22 protein-coding genes and 2 tRNA genes are annotated in these 23,607 nt (G+C 63.9%); 13 read left to right on the top strand and 11 right to left on the bottom strand.

The annotated features are described in order from the left end of the window. Positions 1-182: 182 nt before the first annotated feature. Positions 183-272 (bottom strand) — tRNA-Ser (locus FQU74_RS11700). Positions 273-599: 327 nt separating this feature from the next. Here FQU74_RS11700 and FQU74_RS11695 point away from each other — a divergent pair. Genes FQU74_RS11695 through FQU74_RS11665 form a run of 7 tightly spaced genes read left to right on the top strand, consistent with a single transcriptional unit; the run spans position 600 to position 7,014 of the window. After that, positions 600-1,460 (top strand): SPOR domain-containing protein, encoded by an 861-nt coding sequence (locus FQU74_RS11695; RefSeq protein WP_146286634.1) that lies wholly within the window; start codon positions 600-602, stop codon positions 1,458-1,460. Positions 1,461-1,513: 53 nt separating this feature from the next. Further along, the gene (locus FQU74_RS11690) at positions 1,514-2,677 is read left to right on the top strand and encodes a D-alanyl-D-alanine carboxypeptidase family protein (protein WP_146286633.1); all 1,164 of its coding nucleotides are present in this window, start codon (positions 1,514-1,516) and stop codon (positions 2,675-2,677) included. 10 nt (positions 2,678-2,687) lie between these two features. Continuing rightward, entirely contained in the window at positions 2,688-3,311 is a 624-nt protein-coding gene (tmk, locus tag FQU74_RS11685) for a dTMP kinase (protein WP_146286632.1), read from the top strand. Continuing rightward, positions 3,312-4,442 (top strand): DNA polymerase III subunit delta', encoded by a 1,131-nt coding sequence (locus FQU74_RS11680; protein ID WP_146286631.1) that lies wholly within the window; start codon positions 3,312-3,314, stop codon positions 4,440-4,442. It begins immediately after the preceding gene. A 3-nt stretch (positions 4,443-4,445) separates the two neighbouring features. Then, positions 4,446-5,279: a TatD family hydrolase gene (locus FQU74_RS11675; protein WP_146286630.1), complete on the top strand. Its 834-nt coding sequence runs from the start codon at positions 4,446-4,448 to the stop codon at positions 5,277-5,279. Further along, positions 5,279-6,082, top strand: coding sequence for an MBL fold metallo-hydrolase (locus FQU74_RS11670; protein ID WP_146286629.1), 804 nt, complete (start codon positions 5,279-5,281; stop codon positions 6,080-6,082). Before FQU74_RS11675 ends, FQU74_RS11670 begins: the two co-directional genes overlap by 1 nt. Next, the gene (locus FQU74_RS11665) at positions 6,079-7,014 is read left to right on the top strand and encodes an AEC family transporter (RefSeq protein ID WP_146286628.1); all 936 of its coding nucleotides are present in this window, start codon (positions 6,079-6,081) and stop codon (positions 7,012-7,014) included. Before FQU74_RS11670 ends, FQU74_RS11665 begins: the two co-directional genes overlap by 4 nt. A 72-nt stretch (positions 7,015-7,086) precedes the next feature. Here FQU74_RS11665 and FQU74_RS11660 read toward each other — a convergent pair whose 3' ends face one another. The 9 genes from FQU74_RS11660 to pdxH all read right to left on the bottom strand — a co-directional run bounded on the left by FQU74_RS11660 (position 7,087) and on the right by pdxH (position 14,847). After that, positions 7,087-8,025, bottom strand: a complete 939-nt coding sequence (locus FQU74_RS11660; RefSeq protein ID WP_146286627.1) for an ABC transporter permease — start codon at positions 8,023-8,025, stop codon at positions 7,087-7,089. 109 nt (positions 8,026-8,134) lie between these two features. Further along, positions 8,135-9,382, bottom strand: coding sequence for an ABC transporter permease (locus tag FQU74_RS11655; RefSeq protein WP_146286626.1), 1,248 nt, complete (start codon positions 9,380-9,382; stop codon positions 8,135-8,137). A gap of 244 nt (positions 9,383-9,626) precedes the next feature. Beyond that, positions 9,627-10,730, bottom strand: a complete 1,104-nt coding sequence (locus FQU74_RS11650) for an ABC transporter ATP-binding protein (RefSeq protein WP_146286625.1) — start codon at positions 10,728-10,730, stop codon at positions 9,627-9,629. Positions 10,731-11,000: 270 nt separating this feature from the next. After that, the gene (gene cysK / locus FQU74_RS11645; protein ID WP_146286624.1) at positions 11,001-12,080 is read right to left on the bottom strand and encodes a cysteine synthase A; all 1,080 of its coding nucleotides are present in this window, start codon (positions 12,078-12,080) and stop codon (positions 11,001-11,003) included. A 212-nt stretch (positions 12,081-12,292) separates the two neighbouring features. Next, positions 12,293-12,562, bottom strand: a complete 270-nt coding sequence (locus FQU74_RS11640) for a hypothetical protein (RefSeq protein WP_206665019.1) — start codon at positions 12,560-12,562, stop codon at positions 12,293-12,295. Positions 12,563-12,957: 395 nt separating this feature from the next. Continuing rightward, a tRNA-Pro gene (locus FQU74_RS11635) sits at positions 12,958-13,034 on the bottom strand. 78 nt (positions 13,035-13,112) lie between these two features. Further along, positions 13,113-13,586: a DUF192 domain-containing protein gene (locus FQU74_RS11630; protein WP_146286664.1), complete on the bottom strand. Its 474-nt coding sequence runs from the start codon at positions 13,584-13,586 to the stop codon at positions 13,113-13,115. Positions 13,587-13,591: 5 nt separating this feature from the next. Further along, positions 13,592-14,122 (bottom strand): cold-shock protein, encoded by a 531-nt coding sequence (locus tag FQU74_RS11625; RefSeq protein WP_146286622.1) that lies wholly within the window; start codon positions 14,120-14,122, stop codon positions 13,592-13,594. 113 nt (positions 14,123-14,235) lie between these two features. Then, positions 14,236-14,847: a pyridoxamine 5'-phosphate oxidase gene (gene pdxH / locus FQU74_RS11620; protein WP_146286621.1), complete on the bottom strand. Its 612-nt coding sequence runs from the start codon at positions 14,845-14,847 to the stop codon at positions 14,236-14,238. A 193-nt stretch (positions 14,848-15,040) separates the two neighbouring features. Here pdxH and fabI point away from each other — a divergent pair, with 193 nt between their 5' ends. The 6 genes from fabI to trpE all read left to right on the top strand — a co-directional run bounded on the left by fabI (position 15,041) and on the right by trpE (position 21,879). Beyond that, complete coding sequence (gene fabI, locus FQU74_RS11615) at positions 15,041-15,862, top strand: enoyl-ACP reductase FabI (protein ID WP_146286620.1); 822 nt, start codon at positions 15,041-15,043, stop codon at positions 15,860-15,862. Beyond that, positions 15,859-16,470 (top strand): LysE family translocator, encoded by a 612-nt coding sequence (locus FQU74_RS11610; protein ID WP_146286619.1) that lies wholly within the window; start codon positions 15,859-15,861, stop codon positions 16,468-16,470. The genes fabI and FQU74_RS11610 overlap by 4 nt, the downstream gene beginning before the upstream one ends. A gap of 12 nt (positions 16,471-16,482) precedes the next feature. Beyond that, complete coding sequence (gene gpt / locus FQU74_RS11605; RefSeq protein ID WP_146286618.1) at positions 16,483-16,989, top strand: xanthine phosphoribosyltransferase; 507 nt, start codon at positions 16,483-16,485, stop codon at positions 16,987-16,989. 205 nt (positions 16,990-17,194) lie between these two features. After that, positions 17,195-18,388 carry an aminotransferase gene (locus tag FQU74_RS11600; protein WP_146286617.1) on the top strand — a complete coding sequence of 398 codons (1,194 nt, stop codon included), beginning with the start codon at positions 17,195-17,197 and terminating at the stop codon, positions 18,386-18,388. A gap of 104 nt (positions 18,389-18,492) precedes the next feature. Then, complete coding sequence (locus tag FQU74_RS11595; protein WP_146286616.1) at positions 18,493-20,358, top strand: peptidyl-prolyl cis-trans isomerase; 1,866 nt, start codon at positions 18,493-18,495, stop codon at positions 20,356-20,358. A 9-nt stretch (positions 20,359-20,367) separates the two neighbouring features. Then, positions 20,368-21,879 (top strand): anthranilate synthase component I, encoded by a 1,512-nt coding sequence (gene trpE, locus FQU74_RS11590; protein ID WP_146286615.1) that lies wholly within the window; start codon positions 20,368-20,370, stop codon positions 21,877-21,879. 30 nt (positions 21,880-21,909) lie between these two features. On the opposite strand, the gene FQU74_RS11585 is transcribed toward trpE, so the two are convergent. Further along, on the bottom strand, positions 21,910-23,457 hold the full coding sequence (locus tag FQU74_RS11585; protein WP_158635581.1) for a divergent polysaccharide deacetylase family protein: 1,548 nt from the start codon (positions 23,455-23,457) through the stop codon (positions 21,910-21,912). Between the last annotated feature and the right edge of the window lie 150 nt (positions 23,458-23,607).

Raw genomic sequence — 23,607 nt, 5'->3', positions numbered from 1 at the left:
TGCGCAGACTCAGCCCCTTCCCCCGCCGCATGATCGCCACATCGACACCCCATCAACACATGTGGAGCAAAATGTGTAGCAATTTGCGGAGCAAAACAAGACGCGATACTCTCGACACCCCGAGGAATAGCGGGCATATCGTTGAGATATCTACAGAAATTGTGTCATGTGAGAAGATTTTTTGGCGGAAGCGGTGGGATTCGAACCCACGATACGGTTCCCCGTACGCCAGTTTTCAAGACTGGAGCCTTCAACCACTCGGCCACGCTTCCGGTGCCGAGTGGATTAGCCTTCCAATCGCTGCAGTGCAAGGGTCGATCCGGGGTATCGGCCACTTGGGTGGCAAGACAGGAGCGCGATGGTGGCTCAACCCCGCCGATCACGGGTCTGTGCCCTTTTCCTTCGTGACGGCAGTCGTTATCATACCCTCAATATCCGGACGACAGGTTGTTCGGCAAAATGACAGGCAGATGGACCCGGACGCGGGTTCCAAACGGCGCGCGCCGCCAGTCGCGCGCCCTAGGGGGCAAAGAATGGCAGGTGGGCTGGTCAGACATCTGATTCTGGCGGGGTTAGCGGCGACCCTTCTTGCAGGATGCATGCCGGGATCCGACAAGGATGCACCGACGGACGCGGCTCCGAAGCCTCTGCTCGGCTTGGGCAAGTCCAAGTCACAGGGCGAGGAAGTCGAGGCGCCCGAGGTATTCCAGACAACTGATATGGCGCTGTGGGACGGTCGTCCTTCGCTGGGCGGCGTTTGGGTTGCCGCGCCCGAGGCCAAGGACCCCGAGCGGGTCATCATCCGCAACACCGAGAACGGCAAGTCGGTCGTGGGTGCCCTGTTCCGCCGTGAACGCGAGCTTCCCGGTCCGCGCCTGCAATTGTCATCGGACGCTGCCGCCGCAATCGGCCTGCTTGCCGGGCAACCCGGCAAGGTCAGCGTGACTGCGCTCAGGCGTCAGGAAGCCGCCGCCGAAGCCCCGGCCGAGACCACCGCACCTGCCGCCGCGACGGCAGCCGCTGCTGCAGCGGCTGCGCCGGAAGTGAAGGCTGCACCTGCCACGACAAAGCCGCCCGCAAAGCCTGCAGCTCCAGCGCCCGCTGCGCCTGCCGCGGCACCCGCGGCCGCACCGCCGGCCGCCGGCGCACCCATCCCGGCTGGCACCATTGCAGAACGTCCGATCGCCGCGCCCCAGGCTGCGCCCGCCAAGGCGGCACCGGCAGCAAAAGCGGCGCCCGCCAAAGGCGCGCAGAGCGTGCGTATCGGCACCTTCTCGCAAGAGGCAAATGCAAAGGCAGCCGCCAAGATGTTGGGCGATGCAGGAATTGCGGCGACCACAGTCAAAGGCCAGACGGATGGCAAGGACTACTGGCTTGTCACCGCGACGGGCTCTGATGGCGATGCCCTGCTCGCCAAGGTCAAGGGCCTTGGCTTTGCTGACGCCTACAAGAACAACTGAACACGCCCGGCGACGGGGATACGCCCCGGCCTAACCGGCAGAAGGAACCGAACATGCTGCGCCGCTTCAGCCTTGCACTCGCCCTGATCCTGACTTCAACGCCGGTCTGGTCGTTTGAGACGCAAGCCACCGCCGCCTGGGTCTATGATGTCACCACCGGAACCGTGCTGATGGACAAGAACGCCCAGACGCCGATCCCTCCCGCCTCGATGTCCAAGCTGATGACCCTGAACATGCTGTTCGAGGCGCTCGCCGAGGGCCGCTACAACAAGGACACCACATTCGCCGTGTCTGAAAAGGCATGGAAAATGGGCGGCTCGAAGATGTTCGTAAAGCCGGACGACCGGCCCACGGTGGATGAGTTGATCCATGGCATCATCGTGAACTCGGGCAACGATGCCTGTGTCGTTGTGGCCGAAGGCATGGCCGGAAGCGAGGACGAGTTTGCCCGCAAGATGACGGCGCGCGCGCAAGAACTTGGCATGAACAACTCGCATTTCAGCAACTCCTCGGGCTGGCCCGACCCGGATCACCGGATGAGCGCGCATGATCTCGGTCTGCTGGCCGTGCGGCTGATTGAAGAGTTTCCCGACTACTACCCTTACTTCGCGCTGGAAGAATACAGCTATCAGGGCCGCGTTCCCGCAAATAGCCGCAACCGGAATCCGCTGTTGCGCATTCAGGGCGGCGACTGGCAGGCAGACGGTCTGAAGACCGGCCACACTCAGGAGGCAGGCTATGGCCTTGTCGGCTCTGCCGTACAGGACGGTGGGCGACGGATCGTCTTTGTCATCGCGGGCCTCTCATCCGAACAGGCGCGGGCCGAGGAAAGCGAACGGATCGCCAACTGGGCCTTCCGTGAGTTCGCCATGAAGACGCTCGCCAAGGGTGGTCAGCGCGTGGCCGAGGCCGAAGTCTGGATGGGCGCCGCAGATACCGTCGGGCTTGTCCCCGCGCAGGATGTAGAGCGACTGATCCCCGCAGGTGCCGCCGGCAAGATGACCGCCGAGGTGGTCTATGCCGGTCCGCTGAAGGCCCCGATCGCCAAGGGTGATCAGATCGCCGAGCTGGTGGTGCGCATCCCCGGTCTGCCGGACTCGCGTATTGCACTTGAGGCGGAGGCCGATGTTCCTGCCGGTGGGTTCACGAAAAAGCTGATGACGGCGGCGCAGGTGCTGATGCAGCGCTTCTTCCCTGCCGACGCTCCGGCAACCTGACGGCCACGGAATGCCAGGCGGGTTCATCAGTTTCGAGGGGATCGACGGTTCGGGCAAAAGCACGCAGGCGCGGCGTCTGGCTGATGCCTTGCGCCAATTGGGCCGGGATGTGACCCTGACGCGCGAACCCGGCGGCAGCCCCGGCGCGGAAGAGATCCGCCGCCTTGTGCTTGAGGGCGCGCCTGACCGCTGGTCGCCCGAGACCGAGCTTCTGCTTTTCACCGCCGCGCGGCGGGACCATCTGGAAAAGACCATCCGCCCTGCCCTGGAACGTGGCGAGGTGGTGATCACCGACCGTTTCGCCGACAGCAGCCGGATGTATCAGGGCATCTCGCGCGGCGATCTGGCGGCCACGGTCGATGCGCTGCACGCGCTGATGATCGGGGTGGAGCCTGATCTGACGCTGCTCATCGATATCGACCCCGAGGTGGGCCTGTCCCGCGCGGTCGCCCGCAAAGGGCACGAGCAGCGGTTCGAGGATATGGGGCTGGATCTGCAACGGCGAATGCGGACAGGATTTCTGGACCTTGCCGCCCGCTATCCGTCGCGCTTTCGGGTGATCGATGGCGCGCGCGCGCCTGACGCAGTGGCCGCCGACGTTCTGGCCGCCGCCCGCACCCATCTGGGGCTCTAGATGCCCTCGGTTTATCTGGCCGATTTCCCCGAGCCCGACCGGATCGAAGGCGCCCCCCACCCGCGCGAGACCGCGCATTTGTTTGGGCATGAGGCCGCGCAGGCCGAGTTTCTGGCCAGCTACACCGCGGGCAGGCTGCATCATGGCTGGATGATCACTGGCCCGCGAGGCTTGGGCAAGGCGACACTTGCCTGGCGGCTGGCGCGGTTTCTGCTGGCAACGCCTGCCGACGATGGCGGCATGTTCGCCCCGCCCCCGCCAACGTCGCTCGACATTCCCGACGACCATCCGGTTGCCCGGCGCCTGGCCGCGCTGTCCGAGCCCCGCCTCTATCTTCTGCGGCGCGGACTGAACGACAAGGACACGCAGCCCTCACAAGAGATCCTCGTCAAGGAGGTTCGCAAGCTGAAAGAGTATTTCGCGCTTTCCGCCGCGGACGGTGGGCGCCGTGTGGCGATCGTTGACAGCGCGGACGAGCTGAACACCAACGCCGCCAATGCGCTATTGAAGCTGCTGGAAGAGCCACCCGCAGGTGTGACCTTCTTTCTAATTGCGCACCAGCCCTCTGCCCTTCTGCCGACGATCAGGTCGCGCTGTCGGGAACTGCGTCTGTCAGCGCTGCACCCGCATGAGATGGCTGCGGCGCTGGCGCAGGCCGGAACCGAGGTTACCGACCCGCAAGCGATGGCCGAGCTTGCCGGTGGTTCGGTTGGCGAGGCGATCCGGATCGCCCAGCTCGACGGGCTGGAGCTTTACGGTGATCTGATCGGGCTTTTCGCGGAACTGCCCCGGATGGATCGGCGTAAGCTGCTTGCGATCTCGGAGATGGGGGCTGGCAAGGGCAACGAGGCGCGCTTCGATCTGGCGGTCACGCTGCTTGATCTGGCACTGGCGCGGCTCGCGCGGGCGGGCACTCTGGGCCAGCTGCCGCCAGAGGCAACGCCGGGCGAAGCCGACACGATCGCCCGCCTGTCGCCCGATCCCTGGGCCGCCCGCGCATGGGCGGATCTGGCGCAAAGCCTGTCGGCGCGGGCCAGGCGCGGCAAGGCGGTCAACCTTGACCCTGCTGCACTTCTCATGGATATGTTCCTCCAGATCGAACAGACTGCGGCCACGCTCGCCGCCAGGTGACGCATGACCCCGCCAGACGCCCCGATACCGCACGCTGCGCTGCCCGAACTGGTGGACAGCCATTGCCATCTCGACTTTCCGGATTTCGAGGGCGAGCTGCCGCGCATTATCGCCTCGGCCCATACGGCGGGCGTGCGTCGCATGGTGACCATCTGCACGCGCCTTCGGAACGAACCCGCCGTCCGCGCCATTGCCGAGGCGCATGAGGGCGTGTTCTTCGCCGCTGGCACCCACCCGATGAGCGCGGCGGAAGAGCCGCTGGCCACAGTGGATCAGCTGATCGCCCTGTCGCGCCACCCGAAGTTCGTGGGCATCGGGGAAAGCGGGCTTGACTATCACTATACCGCCGACAGCGCCGAGGTGCAGAAGACCTCGCTGCGCATCCATATTCAGGCCGCGCAGGAAACGGGACTGCCGTTGATCATCCACGCCCGCGCGGCGGATGACGACATGGCTCGCATCCTGACCGAAGGCTACCGCGCGCGACCCTATTCCTGCGTGATGCACTGCTTTTCCTCGACGGCAGAGCTGGCGCGTGCAGCGCTGGATCTGGGGTTCTACCTGTCCATGTCGGGCATCGCGACATTCCCCAAAAGTCAGGAACTGCGCGACATCTTTGCCGCCGCGCCGCTGGACCGGATCCTGCTGGAGACCGACAGCCCCTATCTGGCGCCGGTGCCCTATCGCGGCAAACGGAACGAGCCGGCCTATACGGCCTTCACGGCCCGGACGGGCGCTGCGATCTTCGGCCTTGACGTGGCGGATTTTGCGGCGGCCACGACCGCGAACTTTGACCGGCTGTTCACCAAGGCTCGCATCAAGGCCGAGGTGATCTGATGCTGCGCTTTACCATCCTTGGCTGCGGGTCGTCAGGCGGCGTGCCGCGCCTTGGCGGCGATTGGGGCGCATGCGATCCGTCGAACCCGAAGAACCGCCGCCGCCGCTGTTCGATGCTCGTCGAACGCATTGGCGGCGACGGCGTGACGCGGGTACTGATCGACACCTCTCCCGATATGCGGGAACAGCTGCTTGACGCAGGCGTCGGCACGCTGGATGCGGTTGCGTTTACACATGCCCATGCCGACCACACCCACGGGATTGACGACCTGCGGCAGGTGGTCTTCAACATCCGGCGCCGCCTTGCCGTCTGGGCGGATGGCCCCACACAGGGCGCACTGATCGACCGCTTCGCCTATGCCTTCGTGCAGCCCGAAGGCTCGCCCTATCCGCCGATCCTTGATCTGCACACCATCGATGGCCCCTTCACCATCGAAGGCGCCGGCGGGCCGGTGACGCTGCATCCGTTCCTCGCCAATCATGGCACGATCGATGCGCTTGGTTTCCGTATCGCGGGCCTTGCCTATCTGCCCGACGCGGTGGCGATCCCGGCGGAAAGCTGGCCCATGCTCGAGGGGCTGGACCTCTTTGTCATCGATGCGCTGCGGCGCAAGCCGCATCCGACCCACGCACATCTCGACATGACACTGGGCTGGATCGACCGGTGCAAGCCCGCGCGGTCGATCCTGACCAACATGCACAACGATCTGGACCATGCCACCCTCTCGGCCGAGCTACCGGCAGGGATCGAGCCCGCATTCGATGGCATGGTGCTAGAGCTTCCGGCCCCGGCCCGGGTATGACGGTCGCCTTTGACGTCATCCTGCCGGTCTTTCTGGTGATCGCCGCAGGCTGGTTTGCAGCACAGCGCGGCCTGATGACCGACAATATGGTGGACTCCCTGATGCGCTTTGCACAGGGCATCGCAGTGCCGGTGCTACTTGCGCAGAGCATCGGACGGCTCGATCTGGGCGCAAGCTACGATATGGGCCTGTTCATCAGCTTTTACGCAGGCGCCCTTGCCAGCTTTGGCCTTGCCATTCTGGGCGCGCGCCTTCTGGGACGGCCCGGACAGGATGCGGTCGCCATCGGCTTTGCCGCGATGTTTTCGAACTCGTTGCTGCTTGGCGTGCCAATCACCGAGCGCGCCTTTGGACCTGATGCCCTGGCGGCAAACTTCGCAATCATCTCGATCCACTCGCCCCTGCTCTATGCAATCGGTATCGTGACGATGGAGCTTGTGCGCAGCCATGGTCGGGGTCTGCCGGGCGGTCAGATCGCGGCACAAGTCGGGCGGGCGATCGTCACGCAGCCGATGGTCGTCGGCATCACTGCAGGCTTTGCGATCAACCTGACCGGAAACCCCCTGCCCGGTTTCGTCTGGGACGCGATGAAGATCATCTCGGGCGCGGCCATTCCCTGCGCGCTGTTCGGGTTGGGCGGGGTGCTGCTGCGCCTGCGCCCTGAGGGTGACGGGCGCGCCATCGGCATGGTGATGGCGCTGTCGATCCTTGTGCACCCGGCGATCGCCTGGACCTTGGGGACCATGGTCTTCGATCTCTCGACAGACCAGCTCCGCTCGGCGGTCGTGACGGCGTCGATGGCTCCGGGGGTTAACGCCTATCTCTTCGCCAATGCCTATGGCGTGGCCAAGCGGGTCGCAGCCTCGGCGGTGCTGCTGGCAACACTCGCCTCGATTGGAACGATCTGGATGTGGTTGCACATCCTGCCCTGACATCAGGACACCAGACATGCAAACGGGGGGCACTTGGCCCCCCGTTTCCGTTTGTCGTTGCGTCCCGCCCGCTTACTGCGGCGTCACGCCCCGGATGCGTTCCGACCGACGGCGCAGCAGCTCGACCGTGGCCAGAAGCGAGATCGAGATCAGCACGAGGATCGTCGCGACCGACAGGATGGCCGGGCTGATCTGTTCGCGGATGCCATTCCACATCTGGCGCGGGATGGTCTGCTGATCGGGGCCTGCGATGAACAGCACCGCAACAACCTCGTCGAACGAGGTGACGAAGGCGAAGAGCGCACCCGAAATCACACCCGGCAAGATCAATGGCAGAACGATCTTGAAGAAGGTGTAGGACGGCGATGCCCCAAGGCTGGCCGCCGCACGGCTGAGCGACTGGTCAAATCCGATCAGCGTGGCAGTCACCGTGATGATCACGAAGGGAATGCCCAGCGTCGCGTGCGCCAGAACGACCCCCGTGTAGGTCGAGGTCAGCCGGCCGCATTCTGTGCCAAGGATCGAGCAGGGGTTCGAATAGAAGAAGAACAGCCCCGTCGCGATGATGATGATCGGGACGATCATCGGCGAGATCAGGATCGCCATGATCGTGCGGCGGAAGGGCATCTCGCTGCGCGCCAGACCAAGTGCCGCAAGGGTGCCCAGAACGGTCGCCACGATCGTCGACCAGAAGCCGATGATGATCGAGTTCTTGGCGGCTTTCACCCAGGTTGCGTTCTGCCACACATCTGCCCACCAGCTGGAATCGCGCACCCCATCAGGGGCGGCCATGCCGAAGGTCAGAAGCAGGTCATACCAGCGCAGGCTGAACCCCTCGGGATCAAGGCGCAGCATTTTTGGCGTGAAGGTGAAGTAAGGCTCGGCGTTGAAGCTGAGCGGGATGACGATCAGGATCGGCGCGATCAGGAAGATGAAGATCGCCACGCAGATCGCGTGATAGGTGTAGTACCACACACGTTCCAGCGGGTCGGCGTAGACGGGAAGGGCCATTGGTCTCTCCTTCAGCCGGGGGTCTGGGGACAGGTGCCTTGGGCGCGGCCCCCCGGTCCCCCGGAGTCGTTGGATCAGGTTGAAGTTGAGGGGGCGCGGGGCACGCGCCTCAGCCCAGTTTCAGTTTGTCGATGCCGATCAGGCGGTCATAGAGCCAGTAGAGCACCAGCACGCCCGCAAGCAGCATCCCCGACAGCGCCGCCGCCAGTGACCAGTTCGATTTCGACATATGGAACTGGATCAGGTTCGAGATCAGCTGACCATCAGCACCGCCGACCAGCGCCGGGGTGATGTAGTAGCCCACCGCAAGGATGAAGACGAGGAGTGCCCCTGCCCCGATCCCCGGCAGCGTCAGCGGCAGGTAGATGCGGCGGAAGGTGGTCCAGCTGGTCGCGCCAAGGCTGCGTGCCGCACGGGCGTAGGTCGGCTTGATCGTCCGCATGACCGAGTAGAGCGGCAGAACCATGAACGGCAGCAGGATATGCGTCATCACGATGATCGTGCCGGTCTGGTTGTAGATCATTGCCAGTCGCCCATCGTCGCCGACAATGCCAAGCGAAACCAGGATGTTGTTGACCACACCCTGTCCCTGCAGCAGCACGATCCAGCTTGTCGTCCGCACCAGAAGCGAGGTCCAGAACGGCAGCAGGACAAGGATCATCAGCAGGTTCGCCTTGGCCATCGGCAGCGTCGCCAGCAAATGCGCGATCGGGAAGGCCAGAAGCAGGCAGATGAAGGTGATCAGGCCCGACAGAACGAAGGTCTTTCCAAAGAGCCAGAGGTAGATCCGCTCATTCTCGGGCACCTTCTCGATGCCACCGTCGGCGGTGCGCTGGCGGTCGGTTGCGATCAGATAGAAATCCGTCGTCCAGGGCGACGAGGCCGCGCGCATCGACGCCCAGATGATGGGATCGCCCCATTTCTTGTCCTCGGCCAGAAGCGCCTCCTTGAAGGGGGGCTGCAACTTGTCGGCGCCGCGCGCGGTCGAGGTGAAGAGCGAGCGCGTTCCGGGCACGGTGTAGTTCATCCGCGTCCCTGCCTCACCGGCGGTCTTGTCGGCCTTCATCTTCGCCAGATCGGCAGCAAGTGCGGCGAAGGCAGCCTCGTCAGGCTCTGTCCCCTCAGGGTTGGCGGCAAACCATTGGCCGAGGTTCGGGGTCACCGCTGAGAACCCGTCGTGATAGAGCGAGCGCGTCAGCATCTGCCCGATCGGCAAGATAAAGGTGATCAGCACGAACAGCAGCAGCGGCGCGACGAGGAAGAAAGCCTTTCGTCTGGCGCGCGCCTGTGCCGTGGCCAATGCCGCCTTAAGCGGTCGGCCGTCTGCGGTGGTTAGTTGCGAGGTTGCATCGCTCATCGTCGCTCCATGCGGTCTGGCCTTGTTTCAAAGCCGGGCGGTTCAGCGAACGGGGCCGGGAAATCCCCTGCCCCGGCGGGGTCAATTGGCCGCGAGCCAGGCGGCAGAGACCGGGGTGCACCTTGCAGTGGATCGGACGCAAATCTTCTTCACTCTGACGACTCCCGGTCTTTCTTGGTTTTTCAGGACTTCTTTTTTGGTGCCGTGTCCCTGCGGCAGTCCAAGGCGCGCGCGCCTTGGTTGATCAGTTCAGGTCAAGCGCCCGTGCATCAGCGGGGTGCCAGCCGATCTTGATGTTCTGGCCCGGCGTCAGCTTGGTCTGGCCAAGCGTGTTGCGCATCTTCATGACAAAGTCGTCAGCCCCGGCCACGCGCAACCGCACGCGCAGGATGTCACCCATGTAGATGACCTCGAGCACCGTGGCGTCGATCATATGGGCGCCCGGCGGCATCATCTCGGGCTTAAACTCCACCCGTTCGGGCCGGATCGACACAAGCGTCTGCTGGCCCTTGCTGGTCACGTTCACCGGCGTCGCGTCGATCAGCTCGCCCGTGGCCAGACGCACCAAGGCCTTGTCGCCTGAAAGCTCTTCGATCGTTCCGGGCAGCTTGTTGTTCTCACCGATGAACTGCGCGACAAAGCTGTTGTCGGGGCGTTCGTAAAGATCGGCGGGCGGCGCAAGCTGCTGGATCTTGCCATCGTTGAAGACCGCGACACGGTCGCTCATCGTCAGAGCTTCGCCCTGGTCGTGGGTGACGTAAACGACCGTGATGCCAAGGCTTTCATGCAGGTGCTTGATCTCGAACTGCATATGCTCGCGCAATTGCTTGTCGAGAGCGCCAAGCGGTTCGTCCATCAGGACGAGCGCCGGATCGAACACAAGCGCGCGGGCCAGTGCGATCCGCTGTTGCTGACCGCCCGAAAGCTGCGCAGGCCGGCGGTTGGCAAATGCCCCCATCTGAACCATGTCGAGCGCGCGCTTGATCTTGGCTTCGCGCTCGTCTTTGCCCATGCCACGCACTTCCAGCGGGAAGGCAAGGTTCTCACCCACGGTCATGTGCGGGAACAGGGCGTAGTTCTGGAACACCATGCCGATGCCGCGCTTGTGCGGCGGCACCAGATTGATATTGCGGCCATCCAGCCTGATTTCGCCGTTGGTCGCGGTCTCAAACCCCGCCAGCATCATCAGACAGGTCGTCTTGCCCGACCCTGAGGGGCCAAGCATGGTCAGGAACTCGCCTTTTCCGATGGAAAGGTTCAAGTCCTTCACCACCAGAGAAACGCCATCGTAGCTCTTTTGAACGCGATCAAATACGACGAAACCGTCGTTTCGGGCTGCTGTCGTCACCCCGTTCTCCCCGTGTTGCGGCAGGTGTTCCTGCACTTGTCTTGGTCCGACTAAAGCGGAAGGTCCGGCACAATGCAACGCCGATGTCCAAGGTTTAACCTTCAACGACGCTGGCACGGATGACCGGGAAAAAAGCGACCCATCACCAGAGCTAAGCGCCGATAACGACCGATCAGGCTAAAATGACGCCACCGGCCAACCCTGTCTGCACATTGCCTGCGCCAGCGCGAAACTCGATTCGCGAGGGCGCAGGCACCATGACACTTTCCCTCAGCCCAGTTGATACCCGGGCGTCGAGAGCGACAGGGCGCGCTCTTCCTCATCCATATCGTCGGCGATATCCTGAAACAGCGGCGTCGAAAGGTAGCGCTCGCCCGTGTCCGGCAGCATCGCAAGGATGACAGAGCCGGGTTCCGCCCGTTGCGCGACCTGCATCGCCACCGCAAAGGTCGACCCGCCGGAAATGCCCGTCAGGATCCCCTCTTGCGCGGCCAGCTTGCGCGCCCATGCGATGCCATCGGCACCAGCCACGGGGATCATCTCGTCAAACCCGCCGTTGTCGAGGCACTCTTGAAGCACCAGCGGGATGAAGTCCGGGGTCCAGCCCTGAATCGGATGCGGCTCAAACGCCGGATGGGCGCTGGCGGGTGAGCCATTCTCAAGTCGCGGCTGCGCAATGCCGCTGGAGACAAGCGCCGCGTTGGCAGGCTCAGTCAGCACGATCCGCGTTTCGGGACGGGCCTTGCGCAAGACGCGTGCAAGGCCAGTGACAGTGCCCCCGGTGCCGTAGCCGGTTACCAGATAGTCCAGACGGTCGCCGGCAAAATCGTTCAGGATCTCTTGTGCGGTCGTGCTTTCATGAATGTCGGCGTTCGCCTCGGTCTCGAACTGGCGCGCAAGGAACCAGCCGTTCTTCTCGGCAAGTTCCACCGCCTTATTGTACATGCCTGTCGCTTTCTGCGCGCGCGGCGTCAGGATGACCTTCGCCCCAAGAAGCCGCATCAGGCGCCGCCGCTCGACCGAAAAGCTTTCCGCCATGGTGATGACCAGCGGATAGCCCTTCTGCGCGCAGACCATGGCAAGCCCGATGCCGGTATTGCCGCTTGTGGCCTCAACCACGGTCTGTCCGGGCTTGAGCTTTCCCGACCGTTCGGCCGCCTCGATGATATTCAGCGCGAGCCGGTCCTTGACCGAGGCTGCGGGGTTGAAGAATTCCGCCTTCACATACAGGCGCACGCCTTCGGGGGCGAGGTTGTTGATGCGGATGACCGGCGTATCGCCGACCGTGTCGAGGATGCTGTCAAACAGTCGGCCGCGCCCGCGCGTGCTGCGTATCGTCGAAGATGTCATGACGTCATGTTCCCTGTCGTCCCGCCGCCAGAGCGGCCCCGGCGCCAGCATACGACAAATGTCGGATCGTGCATGCGGAAACCGCAAGGACCGCGCATGAGGGGAAACCCAAAAGGGCGCGCTATCGGGCGGCGACAACATCGCCACGCGGTTAACACCGAGTCATCTCTATTCGACGACGCCAATCGACGAAGGTGGCCCGAGGACCACCTTCAACCACTCCCGTGCTTCCTGTTCTTGCGGAGTGTGATCGCGTAGTAGACCATTTGGGCAGGCAGCGCCAAAAACAGGAACAGCGGAATAAGGCTACCCTTAATACCGGTTTCGTTAACGAACAAAAGAATAATTTCCGAGTACACCGAGAGCCCGAAAATCGCCGCAAAAATCGCAAACTCCAGAGCGCGCCCCTTTGTTGACGCATCACTGTTCACGCCTCGCATGTATCTGAAGTTGAGCAACAGGCACGCGATCATGTTCACCATGATTGCGGATGAGATGAGTACCCTAGTTGGCAGATCGCTTTCCCACCTTATGTCATAGGCCACGAATACCAAGACGCAGTGCAGCAGGCACATCGCAACTGTTGTAGCAGTCCTGATCATCTAGGATCTCCAATCGCGGCACCCAATCGTACGCTGAAAGCAATACCCAAAGAGATTGGAAGCCCTGCCGATATCGTTACTCAAACCATCTTCCGTCGTTGAACAACTTTGGGGATCCGTAAATGGAAATTGCAGTTCGCCATACAACGGCAAAGGGTGCGGCGGTATGTAGATATGCAGCCATGCTAGTCGCAAATCCGCATGCCAGAACGTCAGCCGCGCCATCCCGCAGGGCCGGAGAGCCGCAAAAGTCAATGAATTGATTGAGAGTCTGATGGTCGGGGCGGCGGGATTCGAACTCGCGACCTACGGTACCCAAAACCGTCGCGCTACCAGGCTGCGCTACGCCCCGACTGGCGCCTCTCTAACCGCAGGTTGGCGCGTTGAAAAGCCCCAAACGGCAGAAAGGCCGATGAACCTTGCCCAGGCTCTAGGGCGTGCAGGGCCAGACGGCGGAGTCCGAGGGAATTGCGGGGTGCCGCATCTCGGCCCCCGGCCCGATTCCAAGGCGGGCGGCAAGGCCGCCGTTCACCTCCAGCACGAATTGTACCCCCTCGCCTCCATCGATTGGCGTGCGATCAAGCGGGCGGGCATCAGAGTGGACATGCGTCACCCTGCCCGATGCATCGGCAAAGATCATGTCGAGCGGGATCAGCGTGTTCTCCATCCAGAAGACGGCCGCTTGCGGCGCCTCATAGACAAAAAGCATGCCTGCGGATCGGGCCATGTCCTCGCGGAACATCAGACCGCGGGCGCGCTCGGCGGGTGTGTCGACCACCTCAACGGAAAACTGCGCCCGGCCCGAGGGTCCGCGCAGATCTACCCGCGACGCGTCGCAGGCGGCGTCAGCCCCGGCAATGGCCGCATGACACGACAGCACAAGGGCCAGACACCACGACTGCATTCCCGTCATGGCCGCGCCGCGGCCTCCCACGAGACAACCTGCACAGCCATACGACCGCGCTTGCCCTCTATGATGCGCAGGCAGACAGCCTCGCCCGCCGCCAGATCGGCAAAGCCCGACATCCGCAGCACCTCGACATGGATGAAGACGTCTTCCGGGCGACCAAAGACGTTGGCAAACCCAAATCCCTTCGATTTGTCGAACCACTTGACGCGCGCAGGCTCCAGTGGCCGGGCCGCGATCTCTTCGGGGGTGGCCAGCCCCTGATCCTCGCCCAGCGGAAAGGGCGTGCCGGTCGGCGGCTCGATCGAAAGCACCTCGACCGCCTGCACGCCGCGCTGCGTTTGTTGCACCATGATGGATATGCCGGTGCCATCGGCGACCGAGCTTTGGCCGTAGTTCCGCAAGACATTGGCATGCAAGAGGATGTCGGAACCCCCTTCATCCCCGACCACGAATCCGAACCCTTTGGCCGGATCGAACCATTTTACCTTGCCGTGCACCTTTCGTGGCGCGGCGACGTTTTCGTCTGACATCTCAGAGCCGTTCCCCAGTTTGACCCTTCAACCATTTCCTTCTGCCAATCGTTAAGCGTGTTCAAGCGAAAATCCTTACTCATTTCCGTCCGAAACCTCACGACGCGCATAAATCAAGGGCTTAGTCGTTCAACTTTCCATGGATGCTGCTGGCTTTCGCGGCGCCAGCAGAACCTGTCATGCAGCCGGAACGCCCCGTCGGACCAGAACTCGATCTCGACAGGGCTGATACGGAACCCACCCCAGAACGGCGGGCGTGCCGGATTGGGTCCTTTCAGCGCGGTCACCTTGGCCACTTCGGCCATAAGTGCCGCACGTGAGCCAAGCGGTCGGCTTTGTCGCGAAGCCCATGCGCCAAGCCGCGATTGCAGGCTTCGGCTTGCGTAATAGGCATCGGCCTGCGGCCCCTCCTCACGGGTCACATGGCCGCGGACACGAATCTGCCGCCTAAGCGACTTCCAGTGCATGACAAAGGCCGCCTGCGCATTGGCCGCCAGTTCCTGCCCCTTCGCGCTTTCGTAGTTTGTATAGAAAACGAATCCGCCGGGCGCCTCGGTCTCGATTTCCTTCAGAAGCACCATCCGCACATTCGGCAGGCCGCTGGCATCCACCGTTGCCAGCGCAATCGCATTGGGATCATTCGGCTCTGACGCCTCTGCCTCGTCCAGCCACACTTGGGCAAGCTGAAACGGGTTATCCCCAGCGAAAAGTCCAGTCCGATCCATCTACTAAGCCTTACTTACCTAACGTCAACGATCACACGCGCATGCCAGTCGTGCAAGCACTTCCACCATGGCATGCCGAGAAACCGCTCTCGCACCGAAATGCGACACCAATTAGGACCTTTTGTCGCGCCCTTGATGCGTCGCAGGCGATGCCCTACACCTGCACCCCTGACACCAAGAACGAGGGGACTTCATGGCTGGCGGATTGCTACAGGGGAAACGCGGGCTCATCATGGGTCTCGCGAACGACAAGTCGATTGCCTGGGGCATCGCGCAGGCCTGTGCGGCACAAGGCGCCGAGCTTGCCTTCTCCTACAACGGTGAGGCCCTTCTGAAGCGCGTCCAACCGCTTGCCGAGAGCATTGGCGCCAGCGTGTTCTACGATTGCGACGTGGGCGATGAGGCCACCCTCGATGGACTGTTCGCCCATCTGAAAGAGGTCTGGGGCAGCCTTGACTTCGTCGTCCACGCCATCGGGTTTTCCGACAAGAACGAGCTGCGCGGCCGCTATGTCGATACATCGCGCGCGAATTTCAGCATGACCATGGACATTTCGGTTTTCAGCTTTACCGCTGTTTGCCAGCGCGCTGCGGCGATCATGGGGCCGGGTGGAAGCCTGCTGACGCTGACCTACTACGGTGCCGAAAAGGTCATGCCGCATTACAACGTGATGGGTGTGGCCAAGGCCGCGCTCGAGGCGTCTGTCATGTATCTGGCCGAGGATCTGGGCAAGGACGGTATCCGCGTCAACGCCATCTCGGCAGGCCCGATCAAAACGCTGGCTGCCAGCGGTATCGGTGACTTCCGCTATATCATGAAGTGGAACGAGTTGAACTCGCCCCTGCGGCGCAACGTGACGCAGGAAGAAGTCGGCAAGGCCGCGCTCTATCTTCTCTCCGACCTGGGCTCTGGCACCACGGGTGAAAACCTGCATGTCGATGCGGGCTATCATGTCGTCGGCATGAAGGCCGTCGACGCACCGGACATTGATGTGGTTACGGGGCGCAAGGAATGACGATCACCGCCTTCGTTGCCGTTGCAACACTGCTGACCATGGGGGCCATCAGCCCCGGTCCGGCGGTGCTGATGTCGGCGCGAACCGGGGTAACCGAGGGGATGCGGACCGGTTTCTTCCTCGCCATGGGTATCGGCATTGGCGCGGTGTTCTGGGCCGCGCTCGCGCTCTCGGGGCTGGCTGCGCTGTTCAGGATCGCCCCGGCGCTGCTCTGGGCGTTCAAGATCGCGGGCGGGGTCTATCTAGTCTGGATGGGCATCCAGATGTGGCGCAGCGCCGCCAGACCCCTGCCCGACAGTACCGGACAGCCACCGCGCTCGGCCTGGTCGGCATTCCGACTTGGCGTGATCACACAGCTGTCGAACCCCAAACCGGCCGTCGTGCTATCGGCGATCTTCATTGGAACGGTGCCGCCCGGCACGCCGCTCTGGGTTCTGGCAGCGCTTCTGTCTTTCCTGTTCTTCGTCGAGACGCTGTGGAACACAATCGTCGCCCGACTATTTTCACTGCCCGCGACCCGACGCGCCTATATCGGGGCAAAATCCACGATGGACCGCACCTTTGGCGGTTTCCTTGCGCTGCTCGGCGCCAAGATCGCGGCCACCTGAAGGAGTGAGCACATGAACGACCGCCTGCCCCACGAAAAAGGCTTTCACGTCAGCTGGGACCAGATCCACCGCGATGCGCGCGCACTGGCCTGGCGGCTCGACGGCAAGGGTCCGGGCGAAGGCGGGACGTGGAAGGCCGTCGTCGGCATCACCCGCGGCGGGCTTGTACCGGCGATGATCGTCAGCCGCGAGCTGGATATCCGGGTCGTCGATACGATCTCGGTCAAAAGCTACAACCATCAGGAACGCACCGACGCCGTGGTGACCAAAAGCCCGCAGGTTGATCTGATGGGCGACGGCGAGGGGATCCTGGTGGTTGATGATCTGGTCGACAGCGGCAAGACGCTGGAGCTGGTGCGCCGCCTGTATCCCAAGGCGCATTTCGCAACCGTGTATGCCAAGCCCCATGGCAAGCCGCAGGTCGACACCTATATCACCGAGGTCAGCCAGGACACCTGGATCTTCTTCCCCTGGGATATGGCGCTGCAATATGTCCAGCCGATGCGCGGCCAGGACTGACAGCACAAGGGGGGGCTTTCCGCCCCCCACGCGCCCTTGGCGCTCCCCCCGAGGATATTTCGGAAAAGAAGAATGAGAGCGCTGCGGCTTTCTTCTTTTCCGAAATATCCTCGGGGGTGAATGGGCCGCAAGGCCCAGAGGGGGCAGACAGCCCCCCTTTCCCCCCGCAACCTTGACGATGCCCCTTCATTCAGCGAGCCCTGACATGGTCCACCCCCTGAACCCCGCCATCGCCGCGACCTTTCCGCCGCCGGTGATGGAAGCGCGGCGCTGGCTGCAGGGGCTGACCTTCAGCCATGAACGCCCGCTGATCAACGTGAGCCAGGCCGCGCCCGTCGACAGCCCCCCGCTCGCGCTACGCGAGGCGCTGGCCGAGGCTGCGATCAATGATCCTCAGGCGCATCTCTATGGCCCGGTGCTGGGCATGCCAGAGCTGCGGGCAGAGATCGCCGTGCAATGGTCACAGGCCTATGGCGGGGCAATCGCCCCCGATCAGGTCGCGATCACCCAAGGGTGCAACCAGGCCTTCACGGCGGTCATGTCCACCCTTGCAGGGGCGGGTGACGAGGTGATCGTGCCGACGCCATGGTACTTCAATCACAAGATGTGGCTCGATATGCAGGGCGTGCGCACAGTCCCGCTGGCCGCGGGCGATGGCCTGTTGCCCGACCCTGAGCGCGCCGCCGCGCTGATCGGCCCACGGACCCGTGCAATCGTTCTGGTCAGCCCGAACAACCCCGGCGGGGTTGAGTACCCACCCGCGCTGGTCGCGGCCTTCCGCGATCTTTGCCGCGCGCAAGGCATCGCGCTGGTTCTGGATGAGACCTACCGCGACTTCGACAGCCGCCACGGGCTCGAGATCGGCGGACGCCCGCATGAATTGTTCAGCGATCCCGACTGGGCCGATGTGCTTGTGCACCTCTATTCCTTCTCCAAGGCCTATCGGCTGACCGGGCATCGGGTGGGCGCAATCGTCGCCTCGGCCGCGAGACTGTCCGAGGTTGAAAAGTTCCTCGACACCGTCGCGATCTGCCCCAGCCAGCTTGGCCAGATCGGCGCGCTGTGGGGGATGCGCAACCTCGCGCAGTGGGTCGCCGGCGAGCGGGCCGAGATTCTCGACCGCCGCCGCGCGATGGTCGACGGTTTTTCGGCATTGGAGGGCTGGCGGCTTCTGGGCTGTGGCGCCTATTTCGCCTATGTCGAGCATCCGTTCGACGCCCCCTCGCCCGAGGTGGCGCGGCGACTGGTACGCGAACAGGCGGTGCTGATGCTGCCGGGAACGATGTTCCAGCCGGATGAACACCCCGAGGGCGCGCGCCAGTTCCGCATCGCTTTCGCAAATGCCGATCGCAAGGGCATCGCCGAGATGTTTGCGCGCCTGAAATCCTTCAGCTGGTAGCGCCGCTTCCGTCAAACGCCCCGAATGGCGCTGCGCGCGCCACCCTTGCCGCGCGCACGGGAACTGCATAGAACCAACGCGATCCTTTCACACGCAGGCCAGTCATGTCGCAAGATACCGCATCCGAAAGCCCGAAACGCAAGCGCCGCGGCGCTCCGGTCCTTTCGGGGGTCCTGCTTGCGATGATCGTGGGCGGCCTCGGGGGCTATGGCATTACCAACTTTGGATCAGGCCGTGTGGTGATCGGCTCGGTCGGCGAGCAGGAGATCGATGCCAACCAATACGCTCGCGCCCTGCAGAACGAGGTTGCGGCCCTCGGCCAGCAGACCGGCACGCAGATCGATCTGCAGCAGGCCATCGCGCTTGGAGTGGATGCGCGGGTGCGGCAATCACTTGTGACGCAAGCCGCGCTGGATGGTGAAGCCGCGCGCATTGGCCTGTCAGTCGGCGATGCAGTGCTTGCGCGCGAAATTGGCCGGATGCCGGCATTTCAGGGGCCGACAGGCACCTTCGACACTGCGATGTATGATGATGCGCTGCGCCGCAACAATCTGACGCGCGCCGAATTTGAAAGCGGCATGCGGGGCGATCTGTCCCGCGCCTTGCTATCGGGTGCCGTGGCAGGGGGATTTGCCGCACCCGACGCCCTGACCGATACGCTTCTCGCACATGCAGCAGAGCGCCGGGGCATCACCGTGCTGACCTTGCGCGAAAGCAGCCTTGCCACGCCGATTGCAGATCCCGATGATGCTGCCCTGCGCGCCTTCTATGACGCCAACATCGCCCAGTTCACCGCGCCCGAGGCCAAACGCATCCGCTTTGCGGCACTTCTGCCCGAGGCGCTGGCCGCGACCATGCCGGTCGACGAGGCCGAACTGCGCCGCATCTATGATGAGCGCAAGGCAGAATACATTCAGCCCGAGCGTCGCCTCGTCGAGCGCCTTGTTTTCCCGTCCGAGGCAGAGGCCAAAGACGCGCGTGCGCGCTTTGACGCGGGCGAAACCTTTGAGATGCTGGTCGCCGCGCGCGGGCTCAAGCTGATTGACGTCGACATGGGTGATGTCGGCAAAGACGAACTTGGAGCTGCGGCCGAAGACGTCTTTGCCCTGACAGAACCGGGTGTCGTGGGGCCGCTTCCCTCGGAATTCGGGCCTGCGCTCTATCGCATGAACGGCATCCTTTCGGCGCAGGAAACCACCTTTGAGCAAGCCCGCGCTGACCTTGCAACCGAACTGCAGATGGACGCCGCCCGCCGTGCCATAGGCGACAAGATCGAGGCCATCGATGATGCGCTGGCCGGTGGTGCCACCATCGACGACCTTGCCAAAGAGCAGGGGATGGAACTGGGCCAGATCGACTTCTCTGCTGCGTCGGATGACAAGATCGCAGGCTATCCGGCCTTCCGCACTGCGGCCGAGGCCCTGCAGGAAGGTGACTTCCCCGAAGCGATCCAGCTGAATGACGGCGGCGTGGCCGCGATCCAGTTCGACCAGATCGTCCCCCCTGCCCCTATCCCGTTTGATGAAGTGAAAGAGGATGTCGCCGAGGCCTGGCGGACCGATACCCTTGCGAAGGCCCTGAAGGCGCGGGGCGAGGAAATCCGTGCCGAAGTCGAGGCCGGGGCGCATTTGGGCCAGTTCGGGATTCTGGATGTCAGCCCGGATACCAGCCGCGCCGGCGCGATCGAAGGCGCCCCCGCTGAGGTCGTGGCCGAGGCCTTCAAGATGGATGTGGGTGACGTACGCCTTGTCGAGACGCCAGGCTATGTGGGGCTGGTGCAGGTCGACAAGATCACGCCGGTTGATGCAGCCAGCGCAGATGGCAAGGCGCTGCGTGATGGCATCGCCGCACAGGTCGAACAGGCGATTGCGCAGGATGCTTTCGTGATGTTCTCGACCGGGCTCGCCAACGGGGCCGGCATCCAGTTCAATCAGTCGGCCATCGATGCCGTCCACGCGCAGCTGCGCTAAGGAGGAAAGATGGCCCTGATCTCCTCTTATGAGGCCTTTGAGCGCGGCTGGAACGCCGGGCATAACCAACTGGTCTACGCCCGGCTTGCCGCCGATCTGGATACCCCCGTCAGCCTGATGCTGAAGCTGGGCGAGGCGCGCGCCGATACCTTCATGCTGGAAAGCGTCACCGGCGGCGAGGTGCGCGGTCGCTATTCGGTGGTCGGCATGAAGCCCGACCTGATCTGGCGCTGCCGGGGCGAACAGTCCGAGATCAATCGCGAGGCCCGGTTCGATCCGCAGGCCTTTGCGTCCCTGCCCGGTCACCCGCTGGAAACGCTTCGGACGCTTCTGGCCGAATGCCGGATCGAGATGCCTGACGATCTTCCGGCCATCGCCGCGGGCCTGTTCGGCTATCTGGGCTATGACATGATCCGGCTGGTCGAGCATCTGCCAGATGTGAACCCCGATCCGCTGGGTCTGCCTGATGCGGTGCTGATGCGCCCCTCGGTCATCGCGGTGCTGGACGGCGTCAAGGGCGAGGTCACGATCGTCTCGCCTGCCTGGGTCTCATCCGGCCTTTCGGCTCGCGCCGCCTATGCGCAGGCCGCCGAACGGGTGATGGACGCGCTGCGCGATCTGGACCGCGCGCCCTCTACCGCGACGCGTGACCTTGGCGAGGCGACACCCGTAGGGGCAGCGATCTCGAATTTCACGCATGAGGGGTACAAGCAGGCCGTCGAACGGGCCAAGGAATACATCCGCGCAGGGGACATCTTTCAGGTGGTCCCCTCGCAACGCTGGACCCAAAGCTTTGAGCTGCCGCCCTTTGCGTTCTACCGCAGTCTTCGGCGCACCAACCCCTCGCCCTTCATGTTCTTCTTCAATTTCGGCGGCTTTCAGGTCGTGGGCGCGAGCCCCGAAATCCTTGTCCGCCTGCGCGAGGGCGAGGTGACCATCCGCCCCATCGCCGGCACCCGCCCGCGCGGCGCCACACCCGAGCAGGACAAGGCGCTGGAACTGGACCTGCTGTCTGACCAGAAGGAACTGGCCGAGCATCTGATGCTTCTGGACCTTGGTCGCAACGATGTGGGCCGGGTCGCAAAGGTCGGCACCGTGCGTCCGACCGAGAAGTTCATCATCGAACGCTACAGCCACGTCATGCATATCGTGTCGAACGTCGTGGGTGAACTGGCCGAGGGAGAGGACGCCCTTTCCGCCCTGCTGGCAGGCCTGCCTGCGGGCACCGTGTCGGGCGCCCCGAAAGTTCGCGCTATGGAAATCATTGACGAACTGGAGCCTGAAAAGCGCGGCGTCTATGGCGGCGGCGTGGGGTATTTCGCGGCGAATGGCGAGATGGATTTCTGTATCGCGCTGCGCACGGCCGTTCTGAAGGATGGCAAGCTCTACACCCAGGCGGGTGGCGGCGTGGTCTTTGACAGCGATCCTGAATCCGAGTTTCAGGAAACCGTCAACAAGACCAAGGCCCTGCGCCGCGCGGCGGAAGATGCCGGGATGTTTGACCGGCGTCACAACAGCTGATTTCAGGAAAGGGGGCCATGGCCCCCTTTCTTACTCTGGCGTGACCAGCACAGCCGTCAACGGAGCAAGCGCAACAGATCCTGCGCGCCCCTCGATCGACCATTCCAGCAGCGCCGCGATCGTATCAGGCTGCGCGCGCCCCAGAACGGCAACACGGCCGTCCTGTGCCGCCTTGAATGCCGCCCGATCCAGATGGCGGCGCATGGCGGCGGTATCCTCACCCTCGGCATCGATCTCGCGGAAGATCAGTGCGGATGGCACCGCCTCGCGCTGCGCGACCTGATCGCCCGCGTTCAGCCCCTTGTCAAAAGTCACAAGGCCACGCCCCTGGTCCTTGATGAAGGGCACAAGGTCGGCTGCGATCTGACGGTTGTTCTGGAACCCACCCTCGGGCAGATCGACGACCGCGACCGATTGCGCCAGGACCTTGGCATGCGCTTCGAGCGTCACCTGCAAGTCGGACGGCGCCGCACCTTCAGGGATCTGGGTGGCCAGCATCGCCACTTCCTTGCCGCCGCGGCGGTAGAGTTCGGTCAGATACTCTGCACCAGGGGCGGCGGGATCGAGGACAATGGTGATAGGCAACTCCAGCGCGGCAAGCGCAGCACGGTCAATCTTTGCCTGTCCATCATCGATCAGGAGGATCGAGAACAAAGGCTTGGCCTGCGGGTTATCGAAGGCCGCGGCATAGCGCACCACGGGGCGCGGATCTGCGGGCGCGGCATTGGAGGCCTCGGGCGTGGCGGGCGCCTCGGCCTCGATGCGCGGCAACCGGTTGGTCGTGACACCTTCAACCTCGCCTTCCAGACCCGGTTCGGGGCGGTCGAGCAGCGGCTCGGCTGGCGCGGCGGGCTCCACGACAGGGGCTGGCTTATCTGACTCGGGCACAGGGGCCAGCGGGGAATGTGCGGGCACCTCGCCGGGCAGGGGCGCATCGGTGTCATCGACAGCCGCCTGATCGGGCGCGGGCTGCACCGGAACCGGGGGTTCTGCGGCGGCGGGTTCGGGCGACGGCGGGGCCGGCGGTGCCTCGGCCGGTGCGGGGGCCGCATCTGCGCCCTCACCCGTAATCGGTGCAACTGGCGCACTTGGCTGCGGCGCAGGTTCTGCCTCGGGGGTGGTGGCGGGACTGGGCGGCAGGCCCGCAGGCGCGGGCACGGCCGCAGGGGCAGTTGGCACTGATTTCGGTGGGGTCGCCTGAGGGGCGGGCTCGACGGGCGCAGGTTCGGCGGGGGCAGGTTCGGCGGCCGCTGGATCAGTCGGCGTTGGCTCAGTCGGCGCAGGAGAAGCTGCAGGCGCGGCAGGCTCGGCAGGCTCGGGTTCCGCCGTGGGGGTCGCCGGGGGCGCGGCGTCAGCCTCGGCGGGCGCGGCAGGCTCAGGCGTCGCGGGCGCTGCAACCTCAGCCGCAGGGGTCTCGGCGGTGGACACCGGCTCGGTCGATGGCACCTCGGCGGTGGCCGCTTCCGCGACGGGCGCCTTGTCCTGATTTGCCGGAAGCGGGGCGAGTTCGGATACCACGCCAAGCCCAATTGCCGCTACGATGCCACCCCAGAACAGACCCGCCACAAACCCGCGCAATCCCGCCTCCACCTGTTCGGGCGGTATCTTCCGCCCTGGACACTTCTGCCTCTCGTGGGGGTGGATTGACTTGACCTCCCCCTTCGGCTGGCCCCATGTATAGCGCGACGATGCGCGGGGTTCACCCCCAAACATCCCCTTTTTCGCAAG

The sequence above is a fragment of the Gemmobacter aquaticus genome (genome assembly GCF_007859075.1).
GTDB lineage: Bacteria > Pseudomonadota > Alphaproteobacteria > Rhodobacterales > Rhodobacteraceae > Gemmobacter > Gemmobacter aquaticus.
Note: the sequence above shows the minus strand (reverse complement) of the source record. Positions and strands in the feature narration are given on the sequence as shown.

Excerpts from the sequence above, each read along its gene's own strand:
- FQU74_RS11695 (WP_146286634.1), top strand. The coding sequence starts at position 600 with ATGCCGGGATCCGACAAGGATGCACCGACGGACGCGGCTCCGAAGCCT.
- FQU74_RS11690 (WP_146286633.1), top strand. The coding sequence starts at position 1,514 with ATGCTGCGCCGCTTCAGCCTTGCACTCGCCCTGATCCTGACTTCAACG.
- tmk (WP_146286632.1), top strand. The coding sequence starts at position 2,688 with ATGCCAGGCGGGTTCATCAGTTTCGAGGGGATCGACGGTTCGGGCAAA.
- FQU74_RS11680 (WP_146286631.1), top strand. The coding sequence starts at position 3,312 with ATGCCCTCGGTTTATCTGGCCGATTTCCCCGAGCCCGACCGGATCGAA.
- FQU74_RS11675 (WP_146286630.1), top strand. The coding sequence starts at position 4,446 with ATGACCCCGCCAGACGCCCCGATACCGCACGCTGCGCTGCCCGAACTG.
- FQU74_RS11670 (WP_146286629.1), top strand. The coding sequence starts at position 5,279 with ATGCTGCGCTTTACCATCCTTGGCTGCGGGTCGTCAGGCGGCGTGCCG.
- FQU74_RS11665 (WP_146286628.1), top strand. The coding sequence starts at position 6,079 with ATGACGGTCGCCTTTGACGTCATCCTGCCGGTCTTTCTGGTGATCGCC.
- FQU74_RS11660 (WP_146286627.1), bottom strand. The coding sequence starts at position 8,025 with ATGGCCCTTCCCGTCTACGCCGACCCGCTGGAACGTGTGTGGTACTAC.
- FQU74_RS11655 (WP_146286626.1), bottom strand. The coding sequence starts at position 9,382 with ATGAGCGATGCAACCTCGCAACTAACCACCGCAGACGGCCGACCGCTT.
- cysK (WP_146286624.1), bottom strand. The coding sequence starts at position 12,080 with ATGACATCTTCGACGATACGCAGCACGCGCGGGCGCGGCCGACTGTTT.
- FQU74_RS11640 (WP_206665019.1), bottom strand. The coding sequence starts at position 12,562 with ATGGTGAACATGATCGCGTGCCTGTTGCTCAACTTCAGATACATGCGA.
- FQU74_RS11630 (WP_146286664.1), bottom strand. The coding sequence starts at position 13,586 with ATGCAGTCGTGGTGTCTGGCCCTTGTGCTGTCGTGTCATGCGGCCATT.
- FQU74_RS11625 (WP_146286622.1), bottom strand. The coding sequence starts at position 14,122 with ATGTCAGACGAAAACGTCGCCGCGCCACGAAAGGTGCACGGCAAGGTA.
- pdxH (WP_146286621.1), bottom strand. The coding sequence starts at position 14,847 with ATGGATCGGACTGGACTTTTCGCTGGGGATAACCCGTTTCAGCTTGCC.
- fabI (WP_146286620.1), top strand. The coding sequence starts at position 15,041 with ATGGCTGGCGGATTGCTACAGGGGAAACGCGGGCTCATCATGGGTCTC.
- FQU74_RS11610 (WP_146286619.1), top strand. The coding sequence starts at position 15,859 with ATGACGATCACCGCCTTCGTTGCCGTTGCAACACTGCTGACCATGGGG.
- gpt (WP_146286618.1), top strand. The coding sequence starts at position 16,483 with ATGAACGACCGCCTGCCCCACGAAAAAGGCTTTCACGTCAGCTGGGAC.
- FQU74_RS11600 (WP_146286617.1), top strand. The coding sequence starts at position 17,195 with ATGGTCCACCCCCTGAACCCCGCCATCGCCGCGACCTTTCCGCCGCCG.
- FQU74_RS11595 (WP_146286616.1), top strand. The coding sequence starts at position 18,493 with ATGTCGCAAGATACCGCATCCGAAAGCCCGAAACGCAAGCGCCGCGGC.
- trpE (WP_146286615.1), top strand. The coding sequence starts at position 20,368 with ATGGCCCTGATCTCCTCTTATGAGGCCTTTGAGCGCGGCTGGAACGCC.